Here is a 25,145-nt window from a genome sequence, read left to right as displayed (position 1 = left end):
CTCCGACGCGCCGATGCCCAGACCTGCAGCGGCGGCAATCCCCACTGGACGAACGTGCCGGATGGGCGTTTTCTTCCCCGGACACCGCAAGGAAATCCTTACGGGCCGAAGGGAAGTCAGCACAGGGAAGACACGGGACCCCATGACGATGTTCCATCTCCACGACCGTTTGCAGGCCGATACCGCCCCGATCGCCGAATGGCCGCTCTGCCGCGTCCTGCTGATGGACAACCGAGTGTGGCCGTGGCTGATCCTGGTTCCCGCCCGGCATGGCCTGACGGAGATCCACCAACTGCCCCGTGAGGACCGGCACCGGCTGGTGGACGAGATCGCCCTGGCCTCGCACACGCTGGAAACCTTGTTCGGCCCTGACAAGATCAACGTTGGGGCCTTGGGCAATCTGGTCCCGCAACTTCACATCCATGTCATCGCCCGCTCCAAGGCGGACCCGGCATGGCCGGGGCCGGTGTGGGGGTCGGGCTTCGCGGAGCGCTACAGCCCGGAGGAGCGGGACAGCCTTATCCGAAAGATCGGGGAGGGGTTGGGCCAAAAGTGAGGCCCGGCCAAGCTGAACGCGACGGACCCCTCTCCCTTTGCGAACAAGCGAAGGCGTGACGTTTCTTTTGCGGCCCTGTTTACGGTCGCTGAAACAATCACCAATCGAAGGAGAAGGCACCATGAACACCGATCGCATCACCGGTGCCGGCAAGGAGCTGAAGGGCGAAGTCAAGAAGCAGGCCGGCGACCTGACCGGCAACCGGGATCTGAAAGACGAGGGCCGCGCCGACAAGGCCGAGGGCAAGCTGGACAAGGTCGTCGGCAAGGTGAAGGACATCCTCAAAGGCGACAAGTGATGGGCGCGGAGGAGCGGGGGCATCGCAAGGACGACGCCCCGTCCGACGCCGCCCAGCGGATCGAGGACAAGCTCATCAAGGAAACCGGGCAAGCCTCGGGCGACCCGGACAAGCCCGTTCAGGAGAAGTTCGACGAGTTGGGCGAGAAGCCCGACATCAAGAAGAAGAGTTTGCGGGACTAGGAATCGCCCCCTTCCATCCGGAAGGGGGTTTTCTTTGTCATTCAACGGCGATCCGCGCCTCGACCCGAACCGGGAAATTCACTGAGTTGGCGATGAAGCATTTCTCGTGGGCTTCGTGGTGCAGGGCCACGGCCTTGGCGGAGTCGCTTCCGGCGGCGAGAGTGACCTGGGGGCGCAGGACGACATCGGTGAAGCGGCCCCCGCCATTGGTATCCTCAGCCATCGTTCCGGCGGCCTCGTCCGTGTAGGCAATCACGCTGACGCCGTTCACGGCGCACAGATGCAGGTACCACAGCATGTGGCAGGCCGAGAGCGAGGCCACGAGCATGTCTTCGGGATTGTAGCGCCCAGGATCGCCGCGGAAGGCCGGATCGGACGAGCCGGGGATCGGCGGCTTGCCGGGAGCCACGATCTCAAGGTCGCGGCTGTACGCCTTGTAGCCTGAGGTCCCGGTTCCCTGATTGCCCGTCCAGGTGAGCGTCGTTTCGTACCGGTGTTCGCGCCCTGACATTGGTCCCTCCGGATGTGTTTCCGGGAGGGTAACCGCGGCCACCGCCGCTGAAAAGAAAACGGGCCATAAAAAAAGCGGGAGAGCCGAAGCCCTCCCGCGATCTCAACGCTGCCTTGCCCGTCAGCCTCAGCTGGCTTCCGCCGCGCGGGCGTGGCGCTTGCGCTCGTTCGGGTCGAGGTAGCGCTTGCGCAGGCGGATGGACTTCGGCGTCACCTCCACCAGCTCGTCGTCGCCGATGTAGGACAGGGCGCGCTCCAGCGTCATCTGGATCGGCGGGGTCAGGCGGACCGCCTCGTCCTTGCTGGTGGTGCGGATATTGGTGAGCTGCTTGCCCTTGATGACGTTGACCTCGAGGTCGTTGCCGCGGGTGTGCTCACCGATGATCATGCCCTGATAGACCGGAACGCCCGGATCGATCAGCATCGGGCCGCGATCCTCCAGGTTCCACAGCGCGTAGGCGACCGCGGTGCCGTCGGCGTTGGAGATCAGCACGCCGGTGCGCCGGCCGGCGATCGTGCCCTTGTAGGGGGCGTAGCCGTGGAACAGCCGGTTCATGATGCCGGTGCCGCGGGTGTCGGTCAGGAACTCGCCCTGATAGCCGATCAGGCCGCGCGACGGGGCGTGGAAGACGATGCGGGTCTTGTTGCCGCCCGACGGACGCATCTCAATGAGGTCGGCCTTGCGCTCCGCCATCTTCTGCACGACGGTGCCGGAGAACTCCTCGTCCACGTCGACGACGACTTCCTCGATCGGCTCCAGGCGCTGGCCGTTCAGCGGGTCGGTCTTGAACAGCACGCGCGGACGGCTGATGGCCAGCTCGTATCCCTCGCGGCGCATCGTCTCGATCAGGATGCCGAGCTGCAGTTCGCCGCGGCCGGCCACCTCGAAGGCATCGCCGCCCTCGGTGTCGCTGACGCGCAGGGCGACGTTGCCTTCGGCCTCGCGCATCAGGCGGTCGCGGATCATGCGGCTGGTGACCTTGTCGCCTTCGCGGCCGGCCAGCGGGCTGTCGTTGACCGAGAAGGTCATCGCCAGGGTGGGCGGGTCGATCGGCTGGGCGGCCAGCGGCTCGGCCACTTCCGGCGCGCAGATGGTGTCGGCCACGGTGGTGGTGGTCAGGCCGGCCAGGGCGACGATGTCGCCGGCGTGCGCCTCGTCCACCGGAACGCGCTCAAGGCCGCGGAAGGCCAGCACCTTGCTGATGCGGGCGTTCTCGATCAGCTTGCCGTCGCGGCTCAGCGACTTAATGGCCATGTTGACCTTGACGCTGCCGGTCTGGATGCGGCCGGTCAGGATGCGGCCCAGATACGGGTTCGCCTCCAGCGTGGTCGCCAGCATGGCGAAGGGCAGGTCCTCTTCCACCTTGGGCGGCGGGACGTGGTCGCGGATCAGCTCGAACAGCGGGGTCAGCGTCTCGCGGGCGCCGTTCTCCAGGTCCGTGGTCGCCCAGCCGTTGCGGCCCGAGGCGAACAGGGTCGGGAAATCGAGCTGCTCGTTCGAGGCGTCGAGCGAGGCGAACAGGTCGAACACCTCGTCATGCACCTCGTGCGGACGGCCGTCGGGGCGGTCCACCTTGTTGATGACGACGATCGGGCGCAGGCCCAGCTTCAGCGCCTTGCCCAGCACGAACTTGGTCTGCGGCAGAGGCCCTTCGGCGGCGTCGCAGAGCAGGACCACGCCGTCCACCATGGAGAGGATGCGCTCGACCTCACCGCCGAAATCGGCGTGGCCGGGGGTGTCCACGATGTTGATGCGCAGGTCGTTCCACAGGACCGACGTGCACTTGGCCAGGATGGTGATGCCGCGCTCGCGCTCCAGGTCGTTGGAGTCCATGGCGCGTTCGGCGACCTGCTGGTTCTCGCGGAACGAACCGGCCTGCTTGAGGAGCTGATCGACCAGGGTCGTCTTGCCGTGGTCGACGTGCGCGATGATGGCGACGTTACGAAGATTCATGTGTCGGGGACTCTTAAATCCGCTCTGGGGCTTCCGTTGCGCAATGCCGCCCCGACACCGCGGCACGTCGGCCGCGCACAACAAAAAAACCCTCCGAGATCGATCGGGGGGCTCTGCCGGGGAAACTGTTGCGACGCAATATAATGATCCGGCTTCATAACGCAAGCGGCGTAGTGGGGGAAACTCGCCCAAAGCGCCTATGCGGAATTTCCTTGCGCCGCGGCGACCGAATCATTGGCGTCTGCGTCGCGGAATCCCACATGGTCCGGTGATGACCAGCCGCGTTTCCGCTTCCCGCCTCGCCGTCATTCTCCTGTCCAGCGCGCTCGCCGCCGTGCCGGGCGACCCGTTGCGCGCGCAGGACCCCGCGCCGGACCCGGTTCAGGAGGCGGCCCCGCCGCCCGCGGCGCAGGACGGTTCCGGGCAGGATGACCCCACGCCCAACGCACCCAGCCCGCAGATCCCCTACGAGGTGGAGTTCACCGGGATGGAGGACGACGAGCTGCGCGACCTGCTGCGCGACAGCTCCTCGCTGGTCAGCCTGAAGAACGACCCGCCGCCGTCGGTGCTGGGGCTGGAACGGCGCGCCGACAGCGACCGGGATCGCCTGCAGACGGCGCTGCGCTCCGCCGGCTTCTACGACGCGGTTCTCGACATCCGGGTGGACGCGGCCCGGACCCCGGCCAAGGTGACCGTCGCGGTGACGCCCGGCACCCCCTACCGCTTCAAGACCATCACCATCGCCTCCACCGACGGCGCGCCGCTGCCGGGCGGCGAGGTGACGCCGGCCGACATCGGCCTGCCGGTGGGGGAGCGGGCGCGGGCGCCGCAGGTGGTGGACGCCCAGTCCGCGCTGCTGCGCCGGATGACCCACCGCGGCCACCCCTTCGCCACCGTCGCCGAACGGCGGGTGGTGGTGGATCACGACGACCACAGCATGGACGTCACTTACTCGGTCAATCCCGGCCCGCTGGTGATGTTCGGCGACACCAAGATCGACGGGCTGGCCAGCGTGGACGAGGGGCTGATCCGCGGGCGTCTTCCCTGGAAGCAGGGCGACATCTACAGCCCGGCCAAGGTCGACCGGGCGCGCCAGCAGATCGCCCAGCTCGACGTGTTCGACACGGTGCGGGTGCGGCTGGCCGAGGAGCCGGGGCCGGGCGGCGTCACGCCGGTGGACGTGACCCTGGCCGAGAAGCTGCACCGCTTCATCGGGGCCAGCGCCTTCTACTCGTCGGAGGATGGCGTGGGGGGCTCGGCCTATTGGGGCCACCGCAACCTGTTCGGCGGGGCGGAGCGGCTGCGGTTGGGCGTGGAGGTCGGGCGGATCGGCGGCGACAACGGCGCCGCGCAGGGGCCACGCGGCACCCTGGATCTGCCGGACATCCGGCTGTCCGCCAACTTCCGCAAGCCCGATTTCCTGGCGCCGCGCCAGTCGCTGATCCTGGATTTCCAGGTCGCGTCGGAGCAGCCGCCGGCCTACGACCGCGTCGCCACCATCGGCTCGGCCTCGCTGGAGCGGCAGGTGACCGACCAGCTCAAGATCTCCTACGGCGTGTCGGGGGAGCGCGGACGGGTGCGCTCCAACCTGCGGGAGTATCAGACGGGATTCATCGGCGTGCCGCTGGGCATCGCCCGGGACGGGTCGGACAACCTGCTGAACCCGTCCAAGGGCTACCGCGCCTCGCTGCTCGCCACCCCCTGGTTCCCCTACGCCGGGGATACGGACTCGATCTTCACCAGCTTCCAGATCAACGCGTCCGCCTACCGCGATCTGTCCGACGACGGGCGTTACGTCGCTGCGGCGCGCATCGGCGTCGGCAGCACGGTGGGTGCGTCGCTGGATCAAGTCCCGCCGGATCACCGCTTCTATGCGGGCGGCGGCGGGTCGGTGCGCGGCTACGGCTTCCAGAAGGCCGGACCGCGCGACATCTACGGCGACCCGACCGGTGGGCGGTCGCTGTTCGAAGCCGGGCTGGAACTGCGCGTCAAGGTGACGGAGACCGTCGGTATCGTGCCGTTCGTCGACGCCGGCACCGTCTTCGACAGCGCCTTCCCGGACTTCAAGGAGCCGCTGAAGGTCGGCGCGGGCATCGGCGCCCGTTACTACACCGATTTCGGGCCGCTGCGCGCCGACGTCGCCTTCCCGCTGAACGCCGACTCCGGCGATGCGAAGTGGCAGCTCTATCTCAGTCTGGGTCAGGCCTTCTGATTCGTCCTTTCAACCGGTGATGCCGGGTCGGGTCGCATTTTTGCCACTTGGATCGGGATCGCCCATGCTCTTTCCCGTTATACCATTCGGGGAATGCCGCAACGGGGTGCGTGGTGTCGGGTCTGCGTCGTCTGATCGTCCTTCTTCTGGCCATCGCTGTCCTGACCGGGGCGGTCCTGACGGAGGCCGCCCGCGCGGCCGACTCCGAAGGGGGCGGCTGGGGACCGGCCAACGCCGTCCGGCGCTGGATCGCCCAGACCATCGAGAAGGCGGTGAACGGCCCCGACCTCCAGGTCCGGATCGGCACCATCGGCGGCGCGGTCCCCGTCAACTTCACCATTTCGGACGTCACCGTCGCCGACCGCGAGGGCGTGTGGCTGCGGCTGGAGGATCTCCGCGTCAACCTCGCCCCGACCGCGCTGCTGACCGGACGGGCCAAGGCCAACGCCATTGAGGCGCAGCGCGTGATTGTGGAGCGCGCGCCGCTGCCCGCTGAGGGGCCGGAGCCGCCGCCCGACCAGGGGCCGACCTCCCTGCTGCCCAGCCTGCCGGTGGGCGTCGCCGTGGACAAGCTGGCCATCGCTGAGCTGGTCCTGGCGGAGCCGCTGATCGGGCAGGAGGCGCGGCTGAAGATCGACGGGGCGCTCGACCTGGCGTCGGGCGGGTCGTCGCTGGAAGCGCATCTGAATGTGGACCGTCTGGGCGAACAGCCGGGCACCGTGGCGCTCGACGTCGCCTTCAACCCCGACGACAAGCGGCTCGACCTGAATCTGAAGGCGTCGGAGCCGGCGGGCGGGCTGATCGCCACCGCGCTGAACATCCCCGGCGCGCCGCCGGTCAGCGCCTCGCTGGACGGGCAGGGCTCGCTGGACGACTGGAAGGGCACCTTTACCGCGGCGGCGGAGAACGCCGCCCGGCTGGCCGCCGACGCCACGATCAAGGCGGTGCCGGAAGGGCACGCCGTCACCATCGCGGCGACCGGCGACGTGGCCTCCCTGCTCGGCCCCGACATTGCGCCGCTGGCCGGGCCGCAGCCGGCGCTGAAAGGCACCGTGGTGGTCGCTCCGGACGGTGCCCTGACCCTGCAGCCGGTGGCCGTCGAGACCGCCGCCGCCACGGCCAATCTCTCGGGGCGCATCGGCGCCGACCGCCGCAGCCTCGATCTGCACTACGAGATTCAGGCCGGGCCGGACTCTGCCCTGCACGGCTTCGCCCCCGGCATCGCCTGGCGGGAGGGCACCGTGTCGGGCACCGCCCAGGGCACGCTGGACGCGCTGACCGTGGCGGTGGAGGGGCTGATCCGCGACCTCGCCGCCGACGATCCCGCCCTGGCCTCGGTCGCCGGGCCGGAGGTGCGGCTGGACGGGCGGGCGCGGATCAACGCCGACACCGGAGCGGTGGGAATCGAGGGGGTGACCCTGACCACCGCGGCGGCCAGCGCCGGGGCGCAGGGCAGCGTGACCGGCTGGGGCCAGACCGCCGATGTGATGGTGTCGCTGAACGCCGACGACCTGTCCCGCCTCTCCGCGCTCGCCGGGCAACCGCTGGCCGGGTCGCTGGCCGTGGCCGGGCCGGTGCGCCGGCAGGAGGACGGCACGCTGACGGCGGACCTTAGCGGCGCACTGCGCGGTCTGGAAACCGGAACGCCCGCCGACGGCGTGCTCGGCCGCGACGTCAGCCTGGGGGCGCAGGCGGTGATGGAGCCGGGCGGCGCCATGCGTCTCACCGATCTGACGGTGGATGGCCGCAACGGGCGGCTGACGGGTGCTGCGGCTCTGGTGGACGGGGACGTGGACGCGAAGACCCGGCTGGAGATCGCCGATCTCGCCCCGGTGGGCACCGCCGCCGGGACAGAGATGGCCGGCGGCCTGACGCTCGACGCGACGGCGAAAGGCCCGCTGGACAAGCTGGTGGCCGAGGCGGCGCTGCACGCGCGGAACCTCGTCGTGCAGGGGCGCCGCTTCGGCGACACGCGGTTGAACGCCACCGCGCAGAACCTGCCGGCCGCCCCGGAAGGGCGTGTGTCGGCCCGCACCGAACTGGCCGGCGCCGGGCTGACGGCGGACGCCGCCTACGCGCTGGAGGGGCAGGCGCTGCGCATCAGCGACCTCGCGCTGGCGAACGGGCCGAACCGGATCACCGGTGCGGTGCGCGTCGCGCTGGACGCCATGACCGCGACCGGCAAGCTCGATGGCACCCTGCCGCAGCTTCAGACCCTGTCGGAGCTGGCTGGCGTGCCGCTGACCGGGGCAGCGGGCTTCACGATCGCGCTCGACGCACCGAACGGCAAGCAGGCGGCCAACCTGACCGCCAACGCTACCAATCTCCGCGTCGAGGGGGAGGGCGGGCCGCTGTTTGCCGCGCGCCGCCTGACCGCCAACGCCGACGTCGCCGATGCGCTGGGCAGTGCCAGCGGCAAGGCGCGTGTGGAGCTTCAGGACGGGGCTGCCGCCGGCAACGACCTGTCCCGTGTGACGGCCAGCGTGGATGGCTCGCTCGCCAAGGCGGCCTTCCGGGCGGAGGCCGCGGGAGCCGGGCGCGACCCGCTGGGGCTCGATCTGGCCGGGGAATTCACTCAGAGCGGAGCGCTGAACCGCATCCGGCTGGACCGGCTCCAAGGGCGCTACAGCGGCGAGTCCTTCCGGCTGACCCAGCCCGCTGCCATCGCCCTGGGCGAGCGGCGCTACGAGGTGTCCGGCCTGCGGCTGGTCAGCGGCAACGCCCAACTCGCCGCCGATCTCGGCCTGAATGGGGAACGGCTGTCGGGCGAGCTGCGGCTGGACCGCGTGCCGATGGCGCTGGCCCGGCTGGCGAACCCGGCCCTCCGGCTGGACGGCACGCTGAACGCGCAGGCGACTCTCGGCGGCACCGTCCGCCGCCCGCAGGCCGATGCCACGGTGCGTGTCGCGAACCTGAAGGCGCAGCAGACCACCCAGGCCGGCGTGCCGGGCCTGAACGCCACTGTCAACGCCCGCTGGCGGGAGGCCCGCCTGTCGGTGGACGGCGACGTCGCCACCAGCAACAACGCCGGCCGGGTGACGCTGACCGCCGCCGCGCCGCTGGCGATGAATCCGGACACGCTGGCCTTCTCGGTGCCGGAGCGCGGCCGGCTGGAGGCGGCGCTCCGCGGAGCCATCGACGCCTCGCTCGCCAACGACCTGCTGGCGGCGAGCGGCGACCGGGCGCGCGGCACGCTGCGGCTGGACGTCAGCGTCGACGGCACCGTGGCGGCGCCCCGCTTGGGCGGCACGGTGACCCTGGCCAACGGGCGCTACGAGAACCGGGCGAGCGGCGCCATTATCAGCAACATCGACGCCCGCATCGTCGGCGACGGCGATGTCTTCACCATCCAGACCTTTCGCGGGCGAACCGCCAACGGCGGCGAGATCAGCGCTCGCGGCGTGATCCGTCCCGCCGCCGCGGACCCGCAACAGCAGCTCGACCTCGCCATCCAGGCCGACCGGGCGCGGCTGGTGCAGAACGATCTGGCAGCGGTCACCATCGGCACCAACCTGACGCTGAGCGGCAGCTTCCTGAATCCGCGGCTGGCCGGTCCCGTGCGGATCGAGCGGGCGGAGATCCAGATCCCCAACCAGACCCCGCCCAACGTGGTGGACCTGAAGGTCGTCGAGGTCGGCAGGGGCCGCAAGGCGCAGCCGGTCAGCCTGAAGAACGGGCAGGCCACGCCTCCCGAGCCGGCCTTCGCGATGATCCTCGATCTGACGATCAGCGCGCAGAACCAGATCTTCGTCCGGGGTCGTGGGCTTGAGGCGGAGTTCGCCGGGCAACTCGCCGTCACCGGCACCTCCAGCCAGCCGCTGGTCAGCGGGCGGCTGAACATGCTGAAGGGCGAATTGGACCTTCTCGCCAAGACCTTCGTCTTCAAGCGCGGCATCATCGAGTTCGACGGCGGTCCCACCATCGACCCGCGGCTGGATTTCCTGGCGGAGGCCACCGCCAACGACGTGACCGCGCAGGTTCTGGTCACCGGCACCGCCGGACAGCCGAAGCTGGAGCTGACCTCCCCGCAGGGTTTGCCGCAGGACGAGGTGTTGTCCGCGGTGCTGTTCGGGAAGTCGGTCGGCAGTCTGAACGCGGTGGAGGCGGTCCAGCTCGCCCAGTCCGCGGCGACCCTGGCCGGATTCGGCGGTGGCGGCCCCGGCCTGATTGGCAACCTGCGCCGCGGCCTCGGCATCGACCGGCTGGAATTCACCGGCGGGGCCGATGGCAAGGGTGGCGCGGTGGAGGCCGGGCGCTACGTCAGCGACCGCGTCTATGTCGGGGTGGAGCAGGGCATCGGCGCGAACCAGAGCCGCGCCACGGTCGAGGTCGACATCACCAAGAACATCAAGGCCCAGGCGGACGTCGGCGCCGATTCCGACACCCGAGTCGGCGTCAAGTGGGAGTGGAATTACTGACGGGTCCGGCCTTCTAACCTGTTTGCGAGCCGCTTTCGGGCGCTGGTCATCGGCGCAAGAGCCCCCATATCGAGCAAGGATGAAGGCCGGGCCGCCAAGGCTCCGGTCATCGGCGAAGGGGGAGCGGTGCGCGCTGCCAGAAGGATTCCCTACGTCAACCAGGGCATCGTCATGGCCTGCACGCTGGCCTTCGTGCTGGGCGTGCCGCCGGAATCCCTCGCCTTCGTTCCCGCCTATTTCTTCGGAACGGTGGAGACGGCCGGGCCGCTGCCGAGCTGGGCGGTGTGGCGCGGCCTGTTCGGCCATGTCCTGATCCACAGCGACATTGTGCATCTGGTCAGCAACATGCTGGCGCTGTGGGCTTTCGGCGGCGCGGTCGAACTGGCGATGGGCAGCCTGCGCTACCTGCTGTTCTTTCTGCTCTGCGCCGCAGCGGGGGCTATGGTGGAGGGGGCCTTGGCCGTCGATCCCATGGCACCGCTGGTCGGAGCGAGCGGGGCGATCTGCGGGGTGATGGGGGCCTTCCTGCTGCTGCACCCGCAGGCCACGCTCGGCGTGACGCCGGGGCCGCGCGTTCCGGCCTCCTTCGTGGTGGGCAGCTTCCTGGCGATCAACGTGGCGATGACGCTGATGCCGCCGTCCCCGGACTCCAGCCTGGGCGACGTGGCCTGGGCCGCCCATCTCGGTGGGTTCGGCGCGGGGATGGCGCTGGTCGCCCTGTTCCGCCGTCCCGGCGTGGCGCTGTGGAGCGTGGCGCGCCTCAGCACCGCGGCGAAGGCCGCTGTCTATCTGACGCTGGTCGTGGTTCTGCTGCGCACCCTGTGACCGTCCCTGCCGTGACCGTTGCCTTTGCCGGGCCGGGGCGGAATACTGCGCCCTCCCATTGACGGAGGCATGTGACTATGGCGGATACCGGGTCCGCGCCGGTGCTCGGCGTGATCGGCGGCAGCGGCGTCTATGACATCGACGGGCTGGAGAACCAGCGCTGGGTGAAGGTGGAAACGCCTTTCGGAGACCCGTCGGACGAGCTGCTGACGGGCGAGCTGGATGGACAGAAGCTGGTTTTCCTGCCGCGCCATGGCCGCGGTCACCGCATCCCGCCGTCTGAGCTGAACTTCCGCGCCAACATCCACGCGTTGAAGGCGCTTGGCGTGACCGAGATCCTGTCGGTCTCCGCCGTCGGTTCGCTGAAGGAGCATCTGCCGCCGGGCACCTTCGTGGTAATCGACCAGTTCATCGACCGCACCTTCGCCCGCAACAAAAGCTTCTTCGGCACCGGTCTGGTGGCGCATGTGGCGCTGGGCCATCCGGTCTGCGGGCGGCTGGGCGACCTGATCGAGGAGGCGCTGGTGGAGCTGAAGGTGCCACACCAGCGCCGCGGCACCTACATGGTCATGGAAGGCCCGCAATTCTCGACCAAGGCCGAGTCCGAATTGTACCGGAGCTGGGGCTGCGACGTCATCGGCATGACCAACATGCCGGAGGCCAAGCTCGCCCGCGAGGCGGAGATGTGCTACGCGACCGTCGCCATGGTCACCGACTTCGACTGCTGGCATCCCGACCATGACCACGTCACCGTGGACGCCGTCATCCGCGTGGTGGTCGCCAACGCCGGCAAGGCGCGGTCGCTGGTCAAGACGCTCGCGCCGAAGCTGCAGGTGCGCGACCGGCTGTGCGCCCAGGGCTGCCACACCGCGCTCGACCACGCGATCATGACCGCGCCGGACAAGCGCGACCCGGAGATGCTGAAGAATCTCGACGTCATCCTCGCCCGCGCGCTGGGTTGAGGACGCCAACGCAAAAAGCCGCGGGACCCGGCGTGCGTCCGGGTCCCGCGGCTTTTTCCTTGGATCGCTTGGAAAGGGATCGGGCGGATAGCTTCAGTGGCGGGTGCGCGCCGGGGTGACGTAGACGCCGTCCCAATCGACGCCGAACAGTGCGTCGTCGCCGGCTTCTTCCACCAGCTCGTCATAATCGCTGATCTCGATCAGGCCGAAGATCGAGGCGGTGCCCGAGGCGTCCAGGTCGCAGGTGATGACGCGGCCGGCGAACTCGACGGACGTGAAGAACACCTCCGGCAGCTCCATGCTGTCGAGGTCGGCGGACACCGCGCATTCGATCTCATGGACGAGGCGCGAGGAGAGGGACCCCCGCAGTTTCGCCGCCTGGGAGGCCCAGACGATCTTCTTGACCCGCGCAGCCGGGCGATTGTCGGCTTCGCCGATGCCCTCGTCGGGCTGGGCGGCCATGGCGATCATCCGGGAAACCAGGTTCGACGGGCTGGGCGCACGCATAGAGACCTCCGTGAAGAACGAGCGCAGATTCACCCGGCTTCGGTTAACGGGGACTTAAATCCGGACGTCACGGATGGCTTACCTCTTATGCGTAACGGCCTATGACCAGTCATGACGTCAGCGCCGCGTAAGCCGCTGCCAGCCGCGCCGCGGTGACGGCGTTGTTTCGGATCAGCGCCATGTTGGCGGTCAGGCTGCGCCCGCCGGTGATCCGCTCCAGCGCGGCGAGGAGAAACGGCGTGACGGATTTTCCCGTAATTCCATGATGTTCCGCATCCTTTAGCGCCTGTGCGATGGCTCGTTCCATGGCCTCGCCATCGAGCGCGTCAGCCTCCGGGATGGGGTTGGCGAGGACCACGCCACCCTCCAGCCCAAGTTCCCATTTGGTCCGCAGGATGGCCGCGACCTCGTGCACGTTGTCACAGCGATGAGATACGGGCAGACCAGAGTTGCGACTGTAGAAGGCCGGAAATTCGTCGGTGCCCAGCCCCAGGACGGGGACGCCGCGGGTCTCCAGCACCTCCAGCGTCTTCGGCAGGTCGAGAATCGACTTCGCACCCGCGCAGACGACGCAGACGCTGGTGCGTGCCAGCTCGTCGAGATCCGCCGACATGTCGAAACTGGTTTCGGCGCCGCGGTGCACCCCGCCCAGGCCGCCAGTGGCGAAGACAGGGATCCCGGCCAGTCGCGCAGCGATCATGGTGGCGGCCACCGTGGTGGCGCCCAGCGCTCCGTTCGCCAGAGCGACGGGCAGGTCGCGGCGGCTCAGCTTCATGACGCCAGTACCGCCCTTGGCGAGCCGCTCCAGAGCCTCACTGTCCAGCCCGACGCGGATGCGCCCGTCGAGAACGGCGATGGTCGCGGGAACCGCCCCCTCGGCCCGCACCGCGTCCTCCAGCGCCGTCGCCGTTTCCAGGTTCTTCGGGTAAGGCATGCCGTGGGAGATGACGGTGGATTCCAGAGCCACCACGGGGCGGCCCTCGGCCAGGGCGGCGGCGACCTCGGGCGTCGGGGACAGGCGGTCGTGCATGGTCGGAGTCTCCCTCGTTCTCCCGCATCCTGCGCTGTGGTTCGCGCCGGCGCAACCGGGGGAATCGGAATTTTGTCCTTTCGCGAGGACGGCCTATATTGCAGGGCATGCCTGCACAAAGCCCCTCCCGTCCCCCCGCCGAACGCTGGATGAAGGTCTGCCCCGAGGGACTCTACGTCGAGCCCGGCGGCTTCTACGTGGACCCGTTGCGCCCGGTGGAGCGTGCGGTCGTCACCCACGGCCATTCCGACCACGCAAGGCCCGGTCACGCCCATGTGCTCGCCACCGCCGGGACGCTCGCCATCATGCGGCAACGGCTGGGCGAGGGGGCGGGGGCGGCGACCCAGACGCTCGACTATGGCGAGGCGATCCGCATCGGCGATGTGACGGTGCGTCTGGTCCCCGCCGGCCATGTGCTGGGCAGCGCGCAGGTGGTGCTGGAGCATGCCGGAACGCGGGTGGTGGTGTCCGGCGACTACAAGCGGCGCTTCGACCGAACCTGCGCCCCGTTCGAGCCGGTGCCCTGCGACGTCTTCATCACCGAGGCGACCTTCGGCCTGCCGGTCTTCCGCCATCCGCCGGACCTGGGGGAGATTGACAAGCTGCTGCACTCGCTGTCGATCTTTCCAGAGCGCAGCCATGTCGTCGGGGCCTACGCGCTGGGCAAATGCCAGCGGGTGATCTCTCTGCTGCGCGCCGCCGGCTACGACCGGCCGATCTATCTGCACGGCGCCCTGGAGCCGATTTGCAAACTCTATGAGGGCTTCGGCGTGCCTCTGGGCGAGCTTCGCCCGGCCACCGTCGCGGCCAAGGAGGAACTGAAGGGCGCCCTGGTGCTGGCCCCGCCCGGCGCGGTGGCCGACCGCTGGGCGCGTCGGCTGACCGACCCGGTGGTGGCGATGGCCTCCGGCTGGATGCGTGTCCGCCAGCGGGCGCGCCAGCGCGGCGTCGAACTGCCGCTGGTCATCTCCGACCACGCCGATTGGGACGAGCTGACCCAGACGCTCAACGAGGTCGCGGCACCCGAGGTCTGGGTGACCCATGGTCGGGAGGAGGCGCTGGTCCACCACGCGACCCAGCGCGGCATCCGCGCCCGCGCCCTGGCCATGGTCGGCTTCGAGGAGGAGGGGGCGTGAAGAACTTCTCCGCGCTGATCGACGGGCTGGTCTTCATGCCGGCGCGCAACGGCAAGATCCGCCTGCTCGCCGACTTCTTCGCCACCACGCCGGACCCCGACCGCGGCTGGGCGCTGGCGGCCCTGACGGAATCGCTGGTCTTCCACGAGGCCAAGCCGGCGGCCATCCGGCAGCTGGTCGCCACCCGAGTCGACCCGGACCTGTTCGCCCTGTCCTACGACTATGTGGGCGATCTCGCCGAGACGGTGGCGCTGATCTGGCCGGAGCGTCCGGAGCGGGCGAACAGCCTGCCTCCCTCCATGACCGAGGTGGTGGAGACGTTGCGCGCGGCCAAGCGCGGGCAGGTGATGGGGCTGGTCGAGGGCTGGCTCGACACGCTGGACTCCTCCGGCCGCTTCGCGCTGCTCAAGCTCATCACCGGCAGCCTGCGGGTGGGCGTGTCGGCGCGGCTGGCCAAGACGGCATTGGCGGAGTGGGGCAAGGTCGATCTCGGCGATCTTGAGGAGTGCTGGCATGGGCTGACCCCGCCCTACGCGGACCTATTCGGCTGGCTGGAGGGGAAGTCCGACCGGCCGGCGGCGGGGAAGGGGGCGGGCTTCCGCCCGCTGATGCTTTCCCACCCGCTGGAGGAGGAGGACATGGCCGGGCTCGATCCGACCGACTACGCCGCGGAATGGAAATGGGACGGCATCCGCGTGCAGTTGGCGGCCCGCGGCGGCGAGCGGCGCGTCTACAGCCGCACCGGCGACGACGTGTCCGGCGCCTTTCCGGACATCGCCGACCACATGACCTTCGACGCCGTGCTGGACGGCGAGCTGCTGGTCGCCCGCGACGAGGGCGCGATCGCGCCCTTCAATGACCTTCAGCAGCGGCTGAACCGCAAGACGGTGACCGCCGCGATGCTCAAGGAGTTTCCCGCCTGGGTGCGGCTCTACGACATCCTGTTCGACGGCGAGGAGGATCTGCGCAGCCTGCCCTTCACCGAGCGGCGCGCCCGGCTGGAGCGCTGGCACGACGCGGTGCGGCCACGGCGGATGGACCTGTCGCCGCTGGTGCCGTTCGAGGGGTGGGAGGCGCTGAAGGGCCTGCGCGAGGGCAGCCGGGAGAACAGCATCGAAGGGCTGATGCTGAAGCGCAAGGACAGCGTCTACGTCGCCGGGCGTCCCAAGGGACCCTGGTTCAAATGGAAGCGTGGGGCGCTGACGCTCGACACCGTGCTGATGTACGCCCAGCGCGGGCATGGCAAGCGGTCCAGCTATTATTCGGACTTCACCTTCGGCGTCTGGCGCGGCGAGGAACTGGTGCCGGTGGGCAAGGCCTATTTCGGCTTCACCGACGCCGAGCTGGTGGAACTCGACCGCTGGGTGCGCAACCGCACCACCCGCCGCTACGGCCCGGTGCGCGAGGTAGAGCCGGGGCTGGTTCTGGAGGTCGCCTTTGACAGCGTTCACCCGTCAAACCGCCACAAGAGCGGTCTGGCGATGCGTTTCCCGCGCGTCCACCGCATCCGCTGGGACAAGCCGGCGGCAGAGGCCGACCGGCTGGAAACGCTTCAGGCTATGGTCGTCGGCTAGGCTGGGCGGCTATAGCGGCGCTTCTTCCATTTTGAACCGGGTCCGCGTTGACGCCGACGGGATGGCGCGTAGTCTTCTGCAACCGTTCGCTGCGGTCGAGCGGGAAGACATCAAGCCGGAGACCTGACCATGCCGTTCGCCGCCGCTCCCGAGTTCAAGAAGCACAAGGCGAAGTGCGAGGTCGAGGCGAAGAAGATCCCCAATTCGGGCGACGCCCTGGCGGTGGTGAAAAAGTCCGGTGATGTGGAGAAGGCCGCCGCGGCCTGGGACAAGGCCTACAAGGCCGGGGACGCCAAGGCGCTGCGCGCCGCGCTGGCCGATCTGCTCCAGGCGACCAAGATCTTCCGGGCGAAGCTCAGCGCGGTCATCGTCAAGGCGCAGAAGGCGAAGAACGAGGGCGCCGTCGAAGTGGCGGCCGACATGCTGGGCGGCGCCATGAACGTCGAGCAGATGGCCCAGCTGGAAACCCTGTCCGCTCTGAAGAAGCTGGAGAAGGCGGGCGGCGCCAAGGAGATGCCCGCCACCACCTTCTTCGCCGATTGGACCGCCGCCAAGAAGATGTTCGAGGCGCTGACCGGCAAGAAGAAGCCGGCCGAGGGCTTCCTGCTCGCCTTCCGGGCGTCGAGCGGTCTGGAAAAGGCGACGAAAGCGCTGGACGCCGCGACGCGGGCCAACGACGTCGATGCCCTGCAGAAGGCGATCAAGGGGTTCGAGAAGACCGGCAGCGAGTATTTTGCGACCGTGAAGAAGAAGGCCAAGATCTCCGTCGCCGCCGACGACACCGACATCCCGGATGAGTCGGAGGAGGCGTTCAACTACGATCAGGCGCTGGCGATCCTGCTGAAGAACCTGAACGTCATCCGCAAGGAAGCCGGCGACATCCTGGCCGAGGCCAGGAAATAAACAGGATCTTCCACCCTATCGGCCCAGCCGCATGTCGATGTGGTCGATGCCGACATCGTCGTAGACGTCGCTGACGCGCCGGAAGCCGAAGCCGCCGTAAAAGCTCTCCAAGTAAAGCTGCGCGCTGATCTGCACGTCGTGCTCCGGCCATTCTTGGGCCAGCCGCTCCAGGCATTCCGCGACCAGCCGGCGGCCCAACGCCTTGCCGCGCCACGCCGGAGCGACCGCCAGACGCCCGAAGGAGGTGGCACCGGTTTCGGCATCCGGGCCGAAGATGCGGGCGTAGCCGACGGGAGCCGGCGCGTCGCCCTCATAAAGCGCCAGATGCTGCGCCACCGGGTCTCGCCCATCGAGATCGGGGAAGGGCGAGGCCTGTTCCACCACCAGAACGCTCTGGCGGAGGTGGAGCATGTCGTGGAAGGTGCCGGCGGACAGATCGGCGAAGCGGTACCAACGGGAGTGCATGTCAGCCCTTAAAAGGAAGGTTCGGCCGGAGCCAGATGCTCCACCGTGAAGCCGAAACGGCTGTGAAGACGCTCGCCGACGCGAAGCCGGTGGCAGAGGTGCGGCGAGGCCTCGAAGCAGAGCAGGCAGGCCGGGCGTTCCCGCGCCAGGGCGGCGGCGCGACTCAGGTCGTGCTCGGCTTCCGGAGTCTGCATTTTCGCTTCGACGATCGACCAGAAGCGGTCCAGATCGCCCTGGTGGGCGGCGACGCGGCCCTCCTTGGGCGTGCCCAGCCCCTTCAGATGGACGTAACCGATTCCGGCCTCCTCCAGCCCGGCGGACAGCGGCCTCTTGGAGAAGCCGGCGCGGCGGGACAAGGGCAATTCGCGCACGTCCAGCAGAACCGCGACCCCTCGCGCCTTCAATGCGCGCAATACGGAGTCGAACGAGGCGCCTTCGTAACCAATGGTGTAGAGCGTCGGGCTGCTGCTCATGACGGTGAGGGCAGGGCGTTGCGGATCATGTATTCGCCGATGTCCTTGGGCTTCACCTTGACGTCGGTCAGCGGCTCGTCGGCGGACATTGCCTTCGCGACGAGAAGGCCGTTCTGCACGTTGGTCAGGGTGATACGGAAGACGCCGGTGGCGCCCTTCAGCTTCGGATAGTAGGTCGGATCGATGACCTTCTCCTTGCGCATCAGGCGTTCGATCACCGCCTCCTCCTCAAGGTCCGGCACCTCCTGGCTGTGGATCAGGCGCCAGTCGGATTCGCCAGCCCAGCCGGCCTCGATGGCGACCTTGGCCTCGTTATTGTCGGCGGCCACGCCCAGCTTGAAGATGTGTTTTCCCTGTCCGACGTCGGACGCCCATTTCGTCAGCGCGGCGCTGCGCGCCACATAAACCACGGCCATTTTCGCGTTTCCCTACCGGTCAGGCAGCCATGCTGCCGCGAAGTGGCTGACGAGGCAACCGGAAGGAGGAGTCTGTCAGGGAAAGGAGGATTGCCGGGACAGCGGGGTGATGAGGATGCGGCTGACGACGTCCTTGCCGAACAACTTGACGCTTTCCTCGTCGATCTTGCGGCGCAGAGCGGGCATGTTGGCGATGTTGCCGCGGACGATCCATCCCTCCTCAATACCCAGATAGACCGCGCGCAACGTGGCGTCGTGCAGCCGCGGGATGGCGACCTGAACTTCACCCAGGCGGGTGGCGTTCGCCACCTCCAGCATCACCTCGATCTGGGTGTAGCGCTCCACCTGCCCGCGGGTGACGATGGGAACCATCACCGGCTTGATGCGGACGGAGGGCGGCAGGGCCGCCGGCCCCTCCGCCGCCTGGGCCACCATGCCCGAACCGGCAGCGGTGGCGGCGATCAGAAAGGCAACGAGAATGGATGCGACCCTGCGCATTGGCGGGCACCGGAAAAATCGATTGGATGGCCCCGATAGTAGGGCTTCACCCGCCCGTCTTCAATGGCGCCCGCTGTAACAAGAGATTCGGCTTATGACGTGGCGTGCCGCTGTCAGGCCGCCTTCTGCCCGCTGGCCTGGATCGCCTTTTTGTTCACATCGTTGATTGCCAGAATGTTCAGCTTCTTGTCGGTCTCCTTCTCTTCGTTCAGAGTCTGCTCCAACAGTTCCGCCACCTTGGTGAGGCCGCAGGCGGTCGCGTAGGCGTGGACGGTGCCGTAGCTGGCGATTTCGTAATGTTCCACCTTCTGGGCGGCGGCGATCAGGGCGGCGTCCTGCACTTCGGGGGCGAGGCCCATTTCCATGATCTCGCGGGCTTCGCTGATCAGCCCTTCCATCGCGTCGCAATGCTTGCCGCGGGTGCGGGTGTCCAACTCCTCGAAGACCTGCTCCAGCCGTTCGATCTGGCCGCGGGTCTCTTCCAGATGGGACTCGAAGGCCGTGCGGAGCTTTTCGGAATGCGCCGCCTTGGCCAGCTTCGGCAGGGCCTTGGTGAGCTGCTTCTCGGCGTGGTAGATGTCGCGGAGTTCTTCGATCAGCAGATCCTGCATGGTCTTGGCAGCCATGGTGCCGGTACTCCCTTGCTGTGTGCGTCGTCCGCCAACAACAGGACGTGGCAGACGGGGTTCCGGGACGGTTGCGCTGTGCTAAGGTGGTATCGAAACCGGCGAAGGCCGGCGATGGAGAGAATGCGATGGTGGGCAATCGGGCGCCCGGGAAAGGCCAGCCGGCTGGAAACGGCGCAGGAAGCGGTCTGGGCGAGGTGCTGTTCGAGTTCCAGCGGGTTGGCAGCTATCTGAAGGTGATGGCCATTGATCCGGTCACCGCGACGGAGGTATCGGTCGTCGGGCCGGCCACCGGCAGTCTGGAACTGCTGAAACGGACCGCGATCAGCAAGCTCCAGTTTGTCATGAAGCGCGATGCAGCCAAACGCTGAGTCTTATCAGCGAATACAGACGCCAAGAAGCGCGCCCTCCCGGCGGGGCGGGGGGCGCGGCTAGTCTTGGCTTCTGCTGATGGTGAGCACTGACATCCCGGTGCCGGACCTGCGGAACCGGTCCGGGGGTGAACTGCTCAACTCCGACTCTAGACCTATGCCGCGCCGTGGGCACTGGTGCATCGGATGTAACGCCTGTAGAAACCGTTCCACGAACGAACGGACCGCCGTGCTTTCCAGACAGTGTTTTCCTGGCGCGGCGGTCCTGACCGAATGCGGAGGGAGACGATCGCAATGCGTTGCGTGACGGTCTTGCGGAGATTGCCCGTGCTGTTGAGAGAGACCCTGAAGCCGGCGGCCACGCTGCTGGTGCTGGCCGTGGCGCTGCAAAGCCCGGCGGCGTGGTCGGAAACCACCATCATCTGCACGAAGCCCGGCGTTCCGCTCTGCATGAGCGACACCACCACCTTCGTCAGCGCGGACAAGATGGGCGCCTGTCAGTTCGAGGTGAAGGAATACGTGGACAAGACGATGGATTATCTGCGCTGCCTGAACGAGGAAAACACCAGCACAGGGCAGGAACTGACCCGCAATGTAGAACGATTCAACTGTCGTCTGTCGGGTCGCAACTGTGGATGATGAGCAGCGCGGGCGGGTTCGGCAAAACCCACCCGCGCAACGCTCGGATTGATCCCGGGCCAAAACGAGATGACGGCGAAACAATACAGGGCCGGCCTCCCATCGGGGAGGCCGGCCCTGTTCGTTCAGGACGGTGCTGGCGCTCAGCCGGCCTTGCGGCGGGTCTGGCGGCCGGAACTGCGGCCGAGGCCGATCCGCTTCGCGAACTCGGAGCGCTGCGCCGCGTAGTTCGGCGCGACCATCGGATAATCCGGCGGCAGGCTCCAGCGCGCCCGGTATTCGTCCGGCGACATGTTGTAGGTGGAGCGAAGATGGCGCTTCAGCATCTTCAGCTTTTTGCCGTCCTCCAGACACACGATGTATTCGGGCGTCACCGACTTGCGGATCGGCACGGCCGGCTTCAGAGGCTCTGAAGGAATTTCTCGGGGCTGCGTGTTCAGCCCGGTCAGCGACGAGTAGACCGTGTTGATCACCTCGGGAATCTGCTGCGCCGGCAGAACGTTCTTGCTGACATATGCGGAGACGATGTCCGCGGTCATCCGCAGAAGCTCGTTATCGGGCACATCGGCGCGAAGCTGGTCACTCATTGCCATTAGTCCTGATTTTTCATTTTGTCCCTAGCAACCAAGTTGCACAGCGTGATTTGGGTGTCAATATAATTTCGAGAGCAGCGAATTAAGTTATTTGCAAACTGCATGAAGTTACAAGGCGTGGCAAATCAGATGTCCCAGGAAATGGCCGGGCTGCGGCTGCACTGCCCCACGTTTAGGCATCGTCTAGTGCGGAGAAGCTAGGCAAGACCATGAGAATCGGGCACCGCAACTGACCGATTCGTGATGCGAGACCGAATCGGTCGATCTGCTTACTGGCCGTTAACGTCAACGGTGGCGGGAAATAGAGAAACATTTGTTCTCGGCATGCATCGTGGATGGGCTTCCCTTCGCCGTGTCGACGCCCGGCGCTCCCCTTTTGCGGTTCTGTGCCCGGCGCAAAGCCCCTGTGCGTTGTGTCCTTCTGGCGGTTTGGGGCGATATCTGGTAGCTTGCGCGCTGTGCCGCCGTTCCCGCCGGGTGCTCCCACGGGCCGGCGCCATTCGTATTCGTGCACGGAGTTTTTCTTTCATGACCACCATCGCGATCGCGTCCGATCACGCGGGGTACGAGATGAAGGCCCAGATCGCCTCCTGGCTGGCCGGCGCCGGCTACGAGGTGCTGGACCTCGGCTGCAACGGTCCGGAATCGGTGGACTATCCGGATTTCGCTACGGCGCTGGCCGGTGCCATCAACGGCAAGCGCGCGGCGCGCGGCGTCTTGATCTGCGGCAGCGGCATCGGTATCAGCATCGCGGCGAACCGCCATCCGGGCATCCGTGCCGCCCTGGTGCACGACGTGACCACCGCCCGCCTCGCGCGCCAGCACAACGACGCGAACGTGGTGGCTCTGGGCGCCCGCATCATCGGCGCGGAGATCGCGAAGGATTGCGTGGACGCCTTCCTGACGACCGATTTCGAAGGCGGTGAGCGGCACAGCCGGCGAATCGCCAAGATGGGATGAGACGGCCCTTCACCCGGCCCGTGACTGCTTTCTGAACCAAGGACCTGCCCTGCCATGACCGTGACCAACGCCGACCCCCGCGCCGAGATCGGCCGCTTCTTCGCTGCCTCGCTCGCCGAGACCGATCCCGAACTGGCCCGCGCGGTGCGCGACGAGCTGGTCCGCCAGCAGGAGCAGATCGAGCTGATCGCGTCCGAGAACATCGTCTCCCAGGCGGTGCTGGAGGCCCAGGGCTCGGTCATGACCAACAAGTACGCCGAAGGCTATCCGGGCCGGCGCTACTACGGCGGTTGCGAGTATGTGGACGTGGCCGAGACGCTGGCGATCGAGCGCGCCTGCAAGCTGTTCGGCTGCGGCTTCGCCAACGTCCAGCCAAACTCCGGGTCTCAGGCCAACCAGGCGGTCAACCTCGCCCTACTCCAGCCGGGCGACACCATCCTCGGCATGTCGCTGGCGGCCGGCGGCCACCTGACCCACGGCGCCGCTCCGAACCTGTCGGGCAAGTGGTTCAAGGCCGTGCAGTACGGCGTGCGCCGTGACGACCACCTGATCGACTTCGACGAGGTCGAGCGTCTGGCCCGCGAGCACAAGCCGAAGCTGATCATTGCCGGCGGCTCCGCCTATCCGCGCGTCCTCGACTACCAGCGCTTCCGCGCCATCGCGGACGAGGTCGGCGCCTACTTCATGGTGGACATCGCCCACTATGCCGGCCTGATCGCCGGCGGCGTCTACCCGAACCCGTTCCCCTACGCCGACGTGGTCACCACCACCACCCACAAGACGCTGCGCGGCCCGCGCGGCGGCATGGTGCTGACCAACAGCGAGGAGATCGCCAAGAAGATCAATTCGGCGGTCTTCCCCGGCCTACAGGGCGGCCCGCTGATGCACGTCATCGCCGCCAAGGCGGTGTCGTTCGCCGAGGCGCTGCGTCCGGAGTTCAAGACCTACGCCAAGAGCGTGCTGGACAACGCCCGCGCCCTGTCGAAGGTGCTGATCGAGGGCGGCCTGGACATCGTGTCGGGCGGCACCGACAGCCACATCGTGCTGGTCGACCTGCGTCCGAAGAACCTGACCGGCAAGGCCGCCGAGGCGAGCCTGGAGCACGCCGGCATGACCTGCAACAAGAACGGCGTCCCGTTCGACCCGCAGAAGCCGATGGTCACCTCCGGCGTCCGTCTGGGCAGCCCAGCGGCCACCACCCGCGGCTTCGGCGTGGCCGAGTTCGAGCAGGTCGGCCGCCTGATCGTCGAGACGCTGGACGGTCTGGCCGCCAGCAACTCCGGCGACAACGCGGCGGTCGAGGCGAAGGTGCGGGAGGAGGTGCGCGAGCTGTGCCGCCGCTTCCCCATCTACCCGACCCTGTAATCATCAAGACCGACTAAAGGGGAAAGGCCGGACATGCGCTGCCCGTTCTGCGGACACGAGGACACCCAGGTCAAGGACTCGCGACCGACCGAGGACAACTCGGCGATCCGCAGGCGGCGGTTCTGCCCCAGTTGCAGTGCACGCTTCACCACCTTCGAGCGCGTTCAGCTCCGTGAGCTGACGGTGGTGAAGAGCACCGGCCAGCGGGAGCCTTTCGACCGCGAAAAGCTCCTGCGCTCCATGCGCATCGCCCTGCGCAAGCGCCCGATCGACGCCGACCGCATCGACCGGGTGGTGAACAGCTTGGTGCGCCAGCTCGAATCCTCCGGCGAGAGCGAAATCCCGTCGAAGCAGATCGGCGAGATGATCATGGTGGCGCTCCAGACGCTCGATCAGGTCGCCTACATCCGCTACGCCTCGGTCTATAAGGACTTCCGCGAGGCGTCGGACTTCAATGAGTTCGTCGAGCAGCTCGCCCCCGAAGCCCAGAACGGGTGAGGGGGCGGGCGGCGCCCATGGCGAAGCAGGCCATCCATCCCGACGATGTCCGCCACATGCGGGCTGCCCTGGCCCTGGCGGCGCGCGGGCTCGGCAACACATGGCCGAACCCGGCGGTGGGCTGCGTCATCGTGCGCGACGGTGTGGTGGTCGGGCGCGGCTGGACCCAGCCGGGCGGGCGGCCCCACGCCGAGACGGAAGCGCTGGCCCGCGCCGGTGGGACTGCGCACGGTGCGACCGCCTATGTGACTCTGGAGCCCTGCAACCATTACGGGAAAACACCGCCCTGCGCTTTGGCGCTGGTGAAGGCCGGGGTGGCGCGGGTGGTGGTGGCCTGCGGCGATCCCGACCCGCGGGTTGCGGGTGGCGGGTTGGAGCGCCTGCGCTCCGCCGGGATCGCGGTGGACACCGGCGTCTGCGAGGACGCGGCCTGGACGCTCAATGAGGGCTTCTTCCGGCGCATCCAGGACGAACGGCCACTCTATACACTCAAGGCGGCGACGACGCTCGACGGGCGCATCGCCACCCACAGCGGCCAGTCGCAATGGATCACCGGTCCGACGGCGCGGGCGTGGGGGCACCGGCTGCGCGCCACCCACGACGCGATCATGGTCGGCATCCGCACCGCCCTGGCCGACGACCCGGAACTCACCTGCCGTCTGCCGGGGCTGGTCCACCGTTCGCCCGTGCGCATCGTGGTGGACAGCCGGCTGCGTCTGCCGCTAACCGGGAAACTGGCCGTGGGCGCGCGGTCCGTGCCGACCTGGGTGGTCACCCGCGAGGACGCGGACCCGAGCCGTCTGGCCGTCTTCCAGGACTGCGGACTCGAGGTGATCCGCGTGCCCGCCGACTCCGCGGGCCTGCCGGATCTGGTCGAGGCGAGCGCCATACTGGCCCGCCGCGGTCTGACCCGCGTGCTGGTGGAAGGTGGGGCTACTCTGGCGGCTTCGCTGCTGCGCGCCAATCTGGTCGACCGGCTGGAGTGGTTCCGCGCCGCCTCCGTCATGGGGGGCGACGGGCTGCCGGCGGTCCATGCCTTCGGGGTGGACGGGTTGGAGAGCATGGCGCTGTTCCGCCGGACCGACCTGCGGCAGGCCGGGGACGACCTCGTGGAAAGCTACGTCCGGCGCGGTTGAGCGGTCGGGGATGTGCGGCGTCCGGCACCGTGCCGGGC

The 25,145-nt window shown here is 68.1% G+C and carries 26 protein-coding genes; 16 read left to right on the top strand and 10 right to left on the bottom strand.

The genetic code is table 11. The features are described 5' to 3' along the window. The first annotated feature begins 142 nt into the window (after window positions 1-142). The 3 genes from ACWPXE_RS15180 (at window position 143) to ACWPXE_RS15170 (ending at window position 1,036) form a co-directional block, all read left to right on the top strand. A complete protein-coding gene (locus ACWPXE_RS15180) occupies window positions 143-556 on the top strand; it encodes an HIT family protein (protein ID WP_454018491.1) in 414 nt (137 codons plus the stop codon). Window positions 557-677: 121 nt separating this feature from the next. After that, a complete protein-coding gene (locus tag ACWPXE_RS15175) occupies window positions 678-854 on the top strand; it encodes a CsbD family protein (protein ID WP_014240705.1) in 177 nt (58 codons plus the stop codon). Further along, the gene (locus tag ACWPXE_RS15170) at window positions 854-1,036 is read left to right on the top strand and encodes a hypothetical protein (protein WP_188259348.1); all 183 of its coding nucleotides are present in this window, start codon (window positions 854-856) and stop codon (window positions 1,034-1,036) included. Before ACWPXE_RS15175 ends, ACWPXE_RS15170 begins: the two co-directional genes overlap by 1 nt. Before the next feature lie 37 nt (window positions 1,037-1,073). Here the strand turns inward: ACWPXE_RS15170 and ACWPXE_RS15165 are convergent, their stop codons facing one another. Together ACWPXE_RS15165 and typA are read right to left on the bottom strand one after the other, a co-directional pair. Further along, a complete protein-coding gene (locus tag ACWPXE_RS15165) occupies window positions 1,074-1,547 on the bottom strand; it encodes an OsmC family protein (RefSeq protein ID WP_454018490.1) in 474 nt (157 codons plus the stop codon). A gap of 126 nt (window positions 1,548-1,673) precedes the next feature. Further along, window positions 1,674-3,500, bottom strand: a complete 1,827-nt coding sequence (gene typA / locus ACWPXE_RS15160) for a translational GTPase TypA (protein WP_014240708.1) — start codon at window positions 3,498-3,500, stop codon at window positions 1,674-1,676. 271 nt (window positions 3,501-3,771) lie between these two features. On the opposite strand from typA, the gene ACWPXE_RS15155 reads away from it, so the two are divergent. From ACWPXE_RS15155 to ACWPXE_RS15140, 4 genes are all read left to right on the top strand, one after another. Next, window positions 3,772-5,712 (top strand): autotransporter assembly complex protein TamA, encoded by a 1,941-nt coding sequence (locus tag ACWPXE_RS15155; protein ID WP_454018489.1) that lies wholly within the window; start codon window positions 3,772-3,774, stop codon window positions 5,710-5,712. Window positions 5,713-5,825: 113 nt separating this feature from the next. Next, a complete protein-coding gene (locus tag ACWPXE_RS15150; protein WP_454018488.1) occupies window positions 5,826-10,130 on the top strand; it encodes a translocation/assembly module TamB domain-containing protein in 4,305 nt (1,434 codons plus the stop codon). A 126-nt stretch (window positions 10,131-10,256) separates the two neighbouring features. Further along, window positions 10,257-10,955, top strand: coding sequence for a rhomboid family intramembrane serine protease (locus tag ACWPXE_RS15145; protein WP_454018487.1), 699 nt, complete (start codon window positions 10,257-10,259; stop codon window positions 10,953-10,955). 77 nt (window positions 10,956-11,032) lie between these two features. After that, complete coding sequence (locus ACWPXE_RS15140; protein ID WP_454018486.1) at window positions 11,033-11,917, top strand: S-methyl-5'-thioadenosine phosphorylase; 885 nt, start codon at window positions 11,033-11,035, stop codon at window positions 11,915-11,917. A gap of 93 nt (window positions 11,918-12,010) precedes the next feature. Here the strand turns inward: ACWPXE_RS15140 and ACWPXE_RS15135 are convergent, their stop codons facing one another. Both ACWPXE_RS15135 and ACWPXE_RS15130 read right to left on the bottom strand, forming a co-directional pair. Beyond that, window positions 12,011-12,424, bottom strand: coding sequence for a hypothetical protein (locus ACWPXE_RS15135; RefSeq protein ID WP_145676656.1), 414 nt, complete (start codon window positions 12,422-12,424; stop codon window positions 12,011-12,013). Between the two features lie 109 nt (window positions 12,425-12,533). Further along, on the bottom strand, window positions 12,534-13,454 hold the full coding sequence (locus ACWPXE_RS15130) for a pseudouridine-5'-phosphate glycosidase (RefSeq protein ID WP_454018485.1): 921 nt from the start codon (window positions 13,452-13,454) through the stop codon (window positions 12,534-12,536). 149 nt (window positions 13,455-13,603) lie between these two features. Between ACWPXE_RS15130 and ACWPXE_RS15125 the strand changes: the two genes are divergently transcribed. The 3 genes from ACWPXE_RS15125 (at window position 13,604) to ACWPXE_RS15115 (ending at window position 17,067) form a co-directional block, all read left to right on the top strand. Further along, a complete protein-coding gene (locus ACWPXE_RS15125; RefSeq protein WP_454018484.1) occupies window positions 13,604-14,590 on the top strand; it encodes a ligase-associated DNA damage response exonuclease in 987 nt (328 codons plus the stop codon). Beyond that, on the top strand, window positions 14,587-16,164 hold the full coding sequence (locus tag ACWPXE_RS15120; RefSeq protein WP_454018483.1) for a cisplatin damage response ATP-dependent DNA ligase: 1,578 nt from the start codon (window positions 14,587-14,589) through the stop codon (window positions 16,162-16,164). Before ACWPXE_RS15125 ends, ACWPXE_RS15120 begins: the two co-directional genes overlap by 4 nt. Window positions 16,165-16,293: 129 nt before the next feature. Beyond that, window positions 16,294-17,067, top strand: a complete 774-nt coding sequence (locus ACWPXE_RS15115; protein ID WP_454018482.1) for a hypothetical protein — start codon at window positions 16,294-16,296, stop codon at window positions 17,065-17,067. Between the two features lie 15 nt (window positions 17,068-17,082). Here ACWPXE_RS15115 and ACWPXE_RS15110 read toward each other — a convergent pair whose 3' ends face one another. From ACWPXE_RS15110 to ACWPXE_RS15090, 5 genes are all read right to left on the bottom strand, one after another. Next, window positions 17,083-17,532, bottom strand: a complete 450-nt coding sequence (locus ACWPXE_RS15110; protein WP_454018481.1) for a GNAT family N-acetyltransferase — start codon at window positions 17,530-17,532, stop codon at window positions 17,083-17,085. Between the two features lie 8 nt (window positions 17,533-17,540). Beyond that, entirely contained in the window at window positions 17,541-18,005 is a 465-nt protein-coding gene (locus ACWPXE_RS15105) for a DUF488 domain-containing protein (protein WP_454018480.1), read from the bottom strand. Beyond that, a complete protein-coding gene (locus tag ACWPXE_RS15100; protein ID WP_454018479.1) occupies window positions 18,002-18,421 on the bottom strand; it encodes a hypothetical protein in 420 nt (139 codons plus the stop codon). Before ACWPXE_RS15100 ends, ACWPXE_RS15105 begins: the two co-directional genes overlap by 4 nt. 75 nt (window positions 18,422-18,496) lie before the next feature. Further along, window positions 18,497-18,919, bottom strand: coding sequence for a hypothetical protein (locus ACWPXE_RS15095; protein ID WP_237903477.1), 423 nt, complete (start codon window positions 18,917-18,919; stop codon window positions 18,497-18,499). A gap of 113 nt (window positions 18,920-19,032) precedes the next feature. Further along, window positions 19,033-19,545, bottom strand: coding sequence for a YciE/YciF ferroxidase family protein (locus ACWPXE_RS15090; protein ID WP_237903478.1), 513 nt, complete (start codon window positions 19,543-19,545; stop codon window positions 19,033-19,035). Between the two features lie 128 nt (window positions 19,546-19,673). On the opposite strand from ACWPXE_RS15090, the gene ACWPXE_RS15085 reads away from it, so the two are divergent. Then, a complete protein-coding gene (locus tag ACWPXE_RS15085) occupies window positions 19,674-19,916 on the top strand; it encodes a DUF6898 family protein (protein WP_454018478.1) in 243 nt (80 codons plus the stop codon). 327 nt (window positions 19,917-20,243) lie between these two features. After that, window positions 20,244-20,555 (top strand): hypothetical protein, encoded by a 312-nt coding sequence (locus ACWPXE_RS15080; RefSeq protein ID WP_237903480.1) that lies wholly within the window; start codon window positions 20,244-20,246, stop codon window positions 20,553-20,555. Between the two features lie 143 nt (window positions 20,556-20,698). On the opposite strand, the gene ACWPXE_RS15075 is transcribed toward ACWPXE_RS15080, so the two are convergent. Then, window positions 20,699-21,142, bottom strand: a complete 444-nt coding sequence (locus ACWPXE_RS15075) for a MucR family transcriptional regulator (RefSeq protein ID WP_014240726.1) — start codon at window positions 21,140-21,142, stop codon at window positions 20,699-20,701. Window positions 21,143-21,676: 534 nt separating this feature from the next. Between ACWPXE_RS15075 and rpiB the strand changes: the two genes are divergently transcribed. Genes rpiB through ribD form a run of 4 tightly spaced genes read left to right on the top strand, consistent with a single transcriptional unit; the run spans window position 21,677 to window position 25,107 of the window. Beyond that, on the top strand, window positions 21,677-22,108 hold the full coding sequence (gene rpiB, locus ACWPXE_RS15070) for a ribose 5-phosphate isomerase B (protein ID WP_237903481.1): 432 nt from the start codon (window positions 21,677-21,679) through the stop codon (window positions 22,106-22,108). Between the two features lie 54 nt (window positions 22,109-22,162). Then, window positions 22,163-23,473, top strand: a complete 1,311-nt coding sequence (glyA, locus tag ACWPXE_RS15065; protein WP_454018477.1) for a serine hydroxymethyltransferase — start codon at window positions 22,163-22,165, stop codon at window positions 23,471-23,473. 33 nt (window positions 23,474-23,506) lie between these two features. Continuing rightward, window positions 23,507-23,971 carry a transcriptional regulator NrdR gene (nrdR, locus tag ACWPXE_RS15060; RefSeq protein ID WP_014240731.1) on the top strand — a complete coding sequence of 155 codons (465 nt, stop codon included), beginning with the start codon at window positions 23,507-23,509 and terminating at the stop codon, window positions 23,969-23,971. A gap of 17 nt (window positions 23,972-23,988) precedes the next feature. Beyond that, window positions 23,989-25,107, top strand: a complete 1,119-nt coding sequence (gene ribD, locus ACWPXE_RS15055) for a bifunctional diaminohydroxyphosphoribosylaminopyrimidine deaminase/5-amino-6-(5-phosphoribosylamino)uracil reductase RibD (protein WP_454018476.1) — start codon at window positions 23,989-23,991, stop codon at window positions 25,105-25,107. The last annotated feature ends 38 nt before the right edge of the window (window positions 25,108-25,145 follow it).

The sequence above is a fragment of the Azospirillum sp. Marseille-Q6669 genome (assembly GCF_965111635.1).
This window is presented reverse-complemented; position numbering and strand designations above follow the sequence as displayed.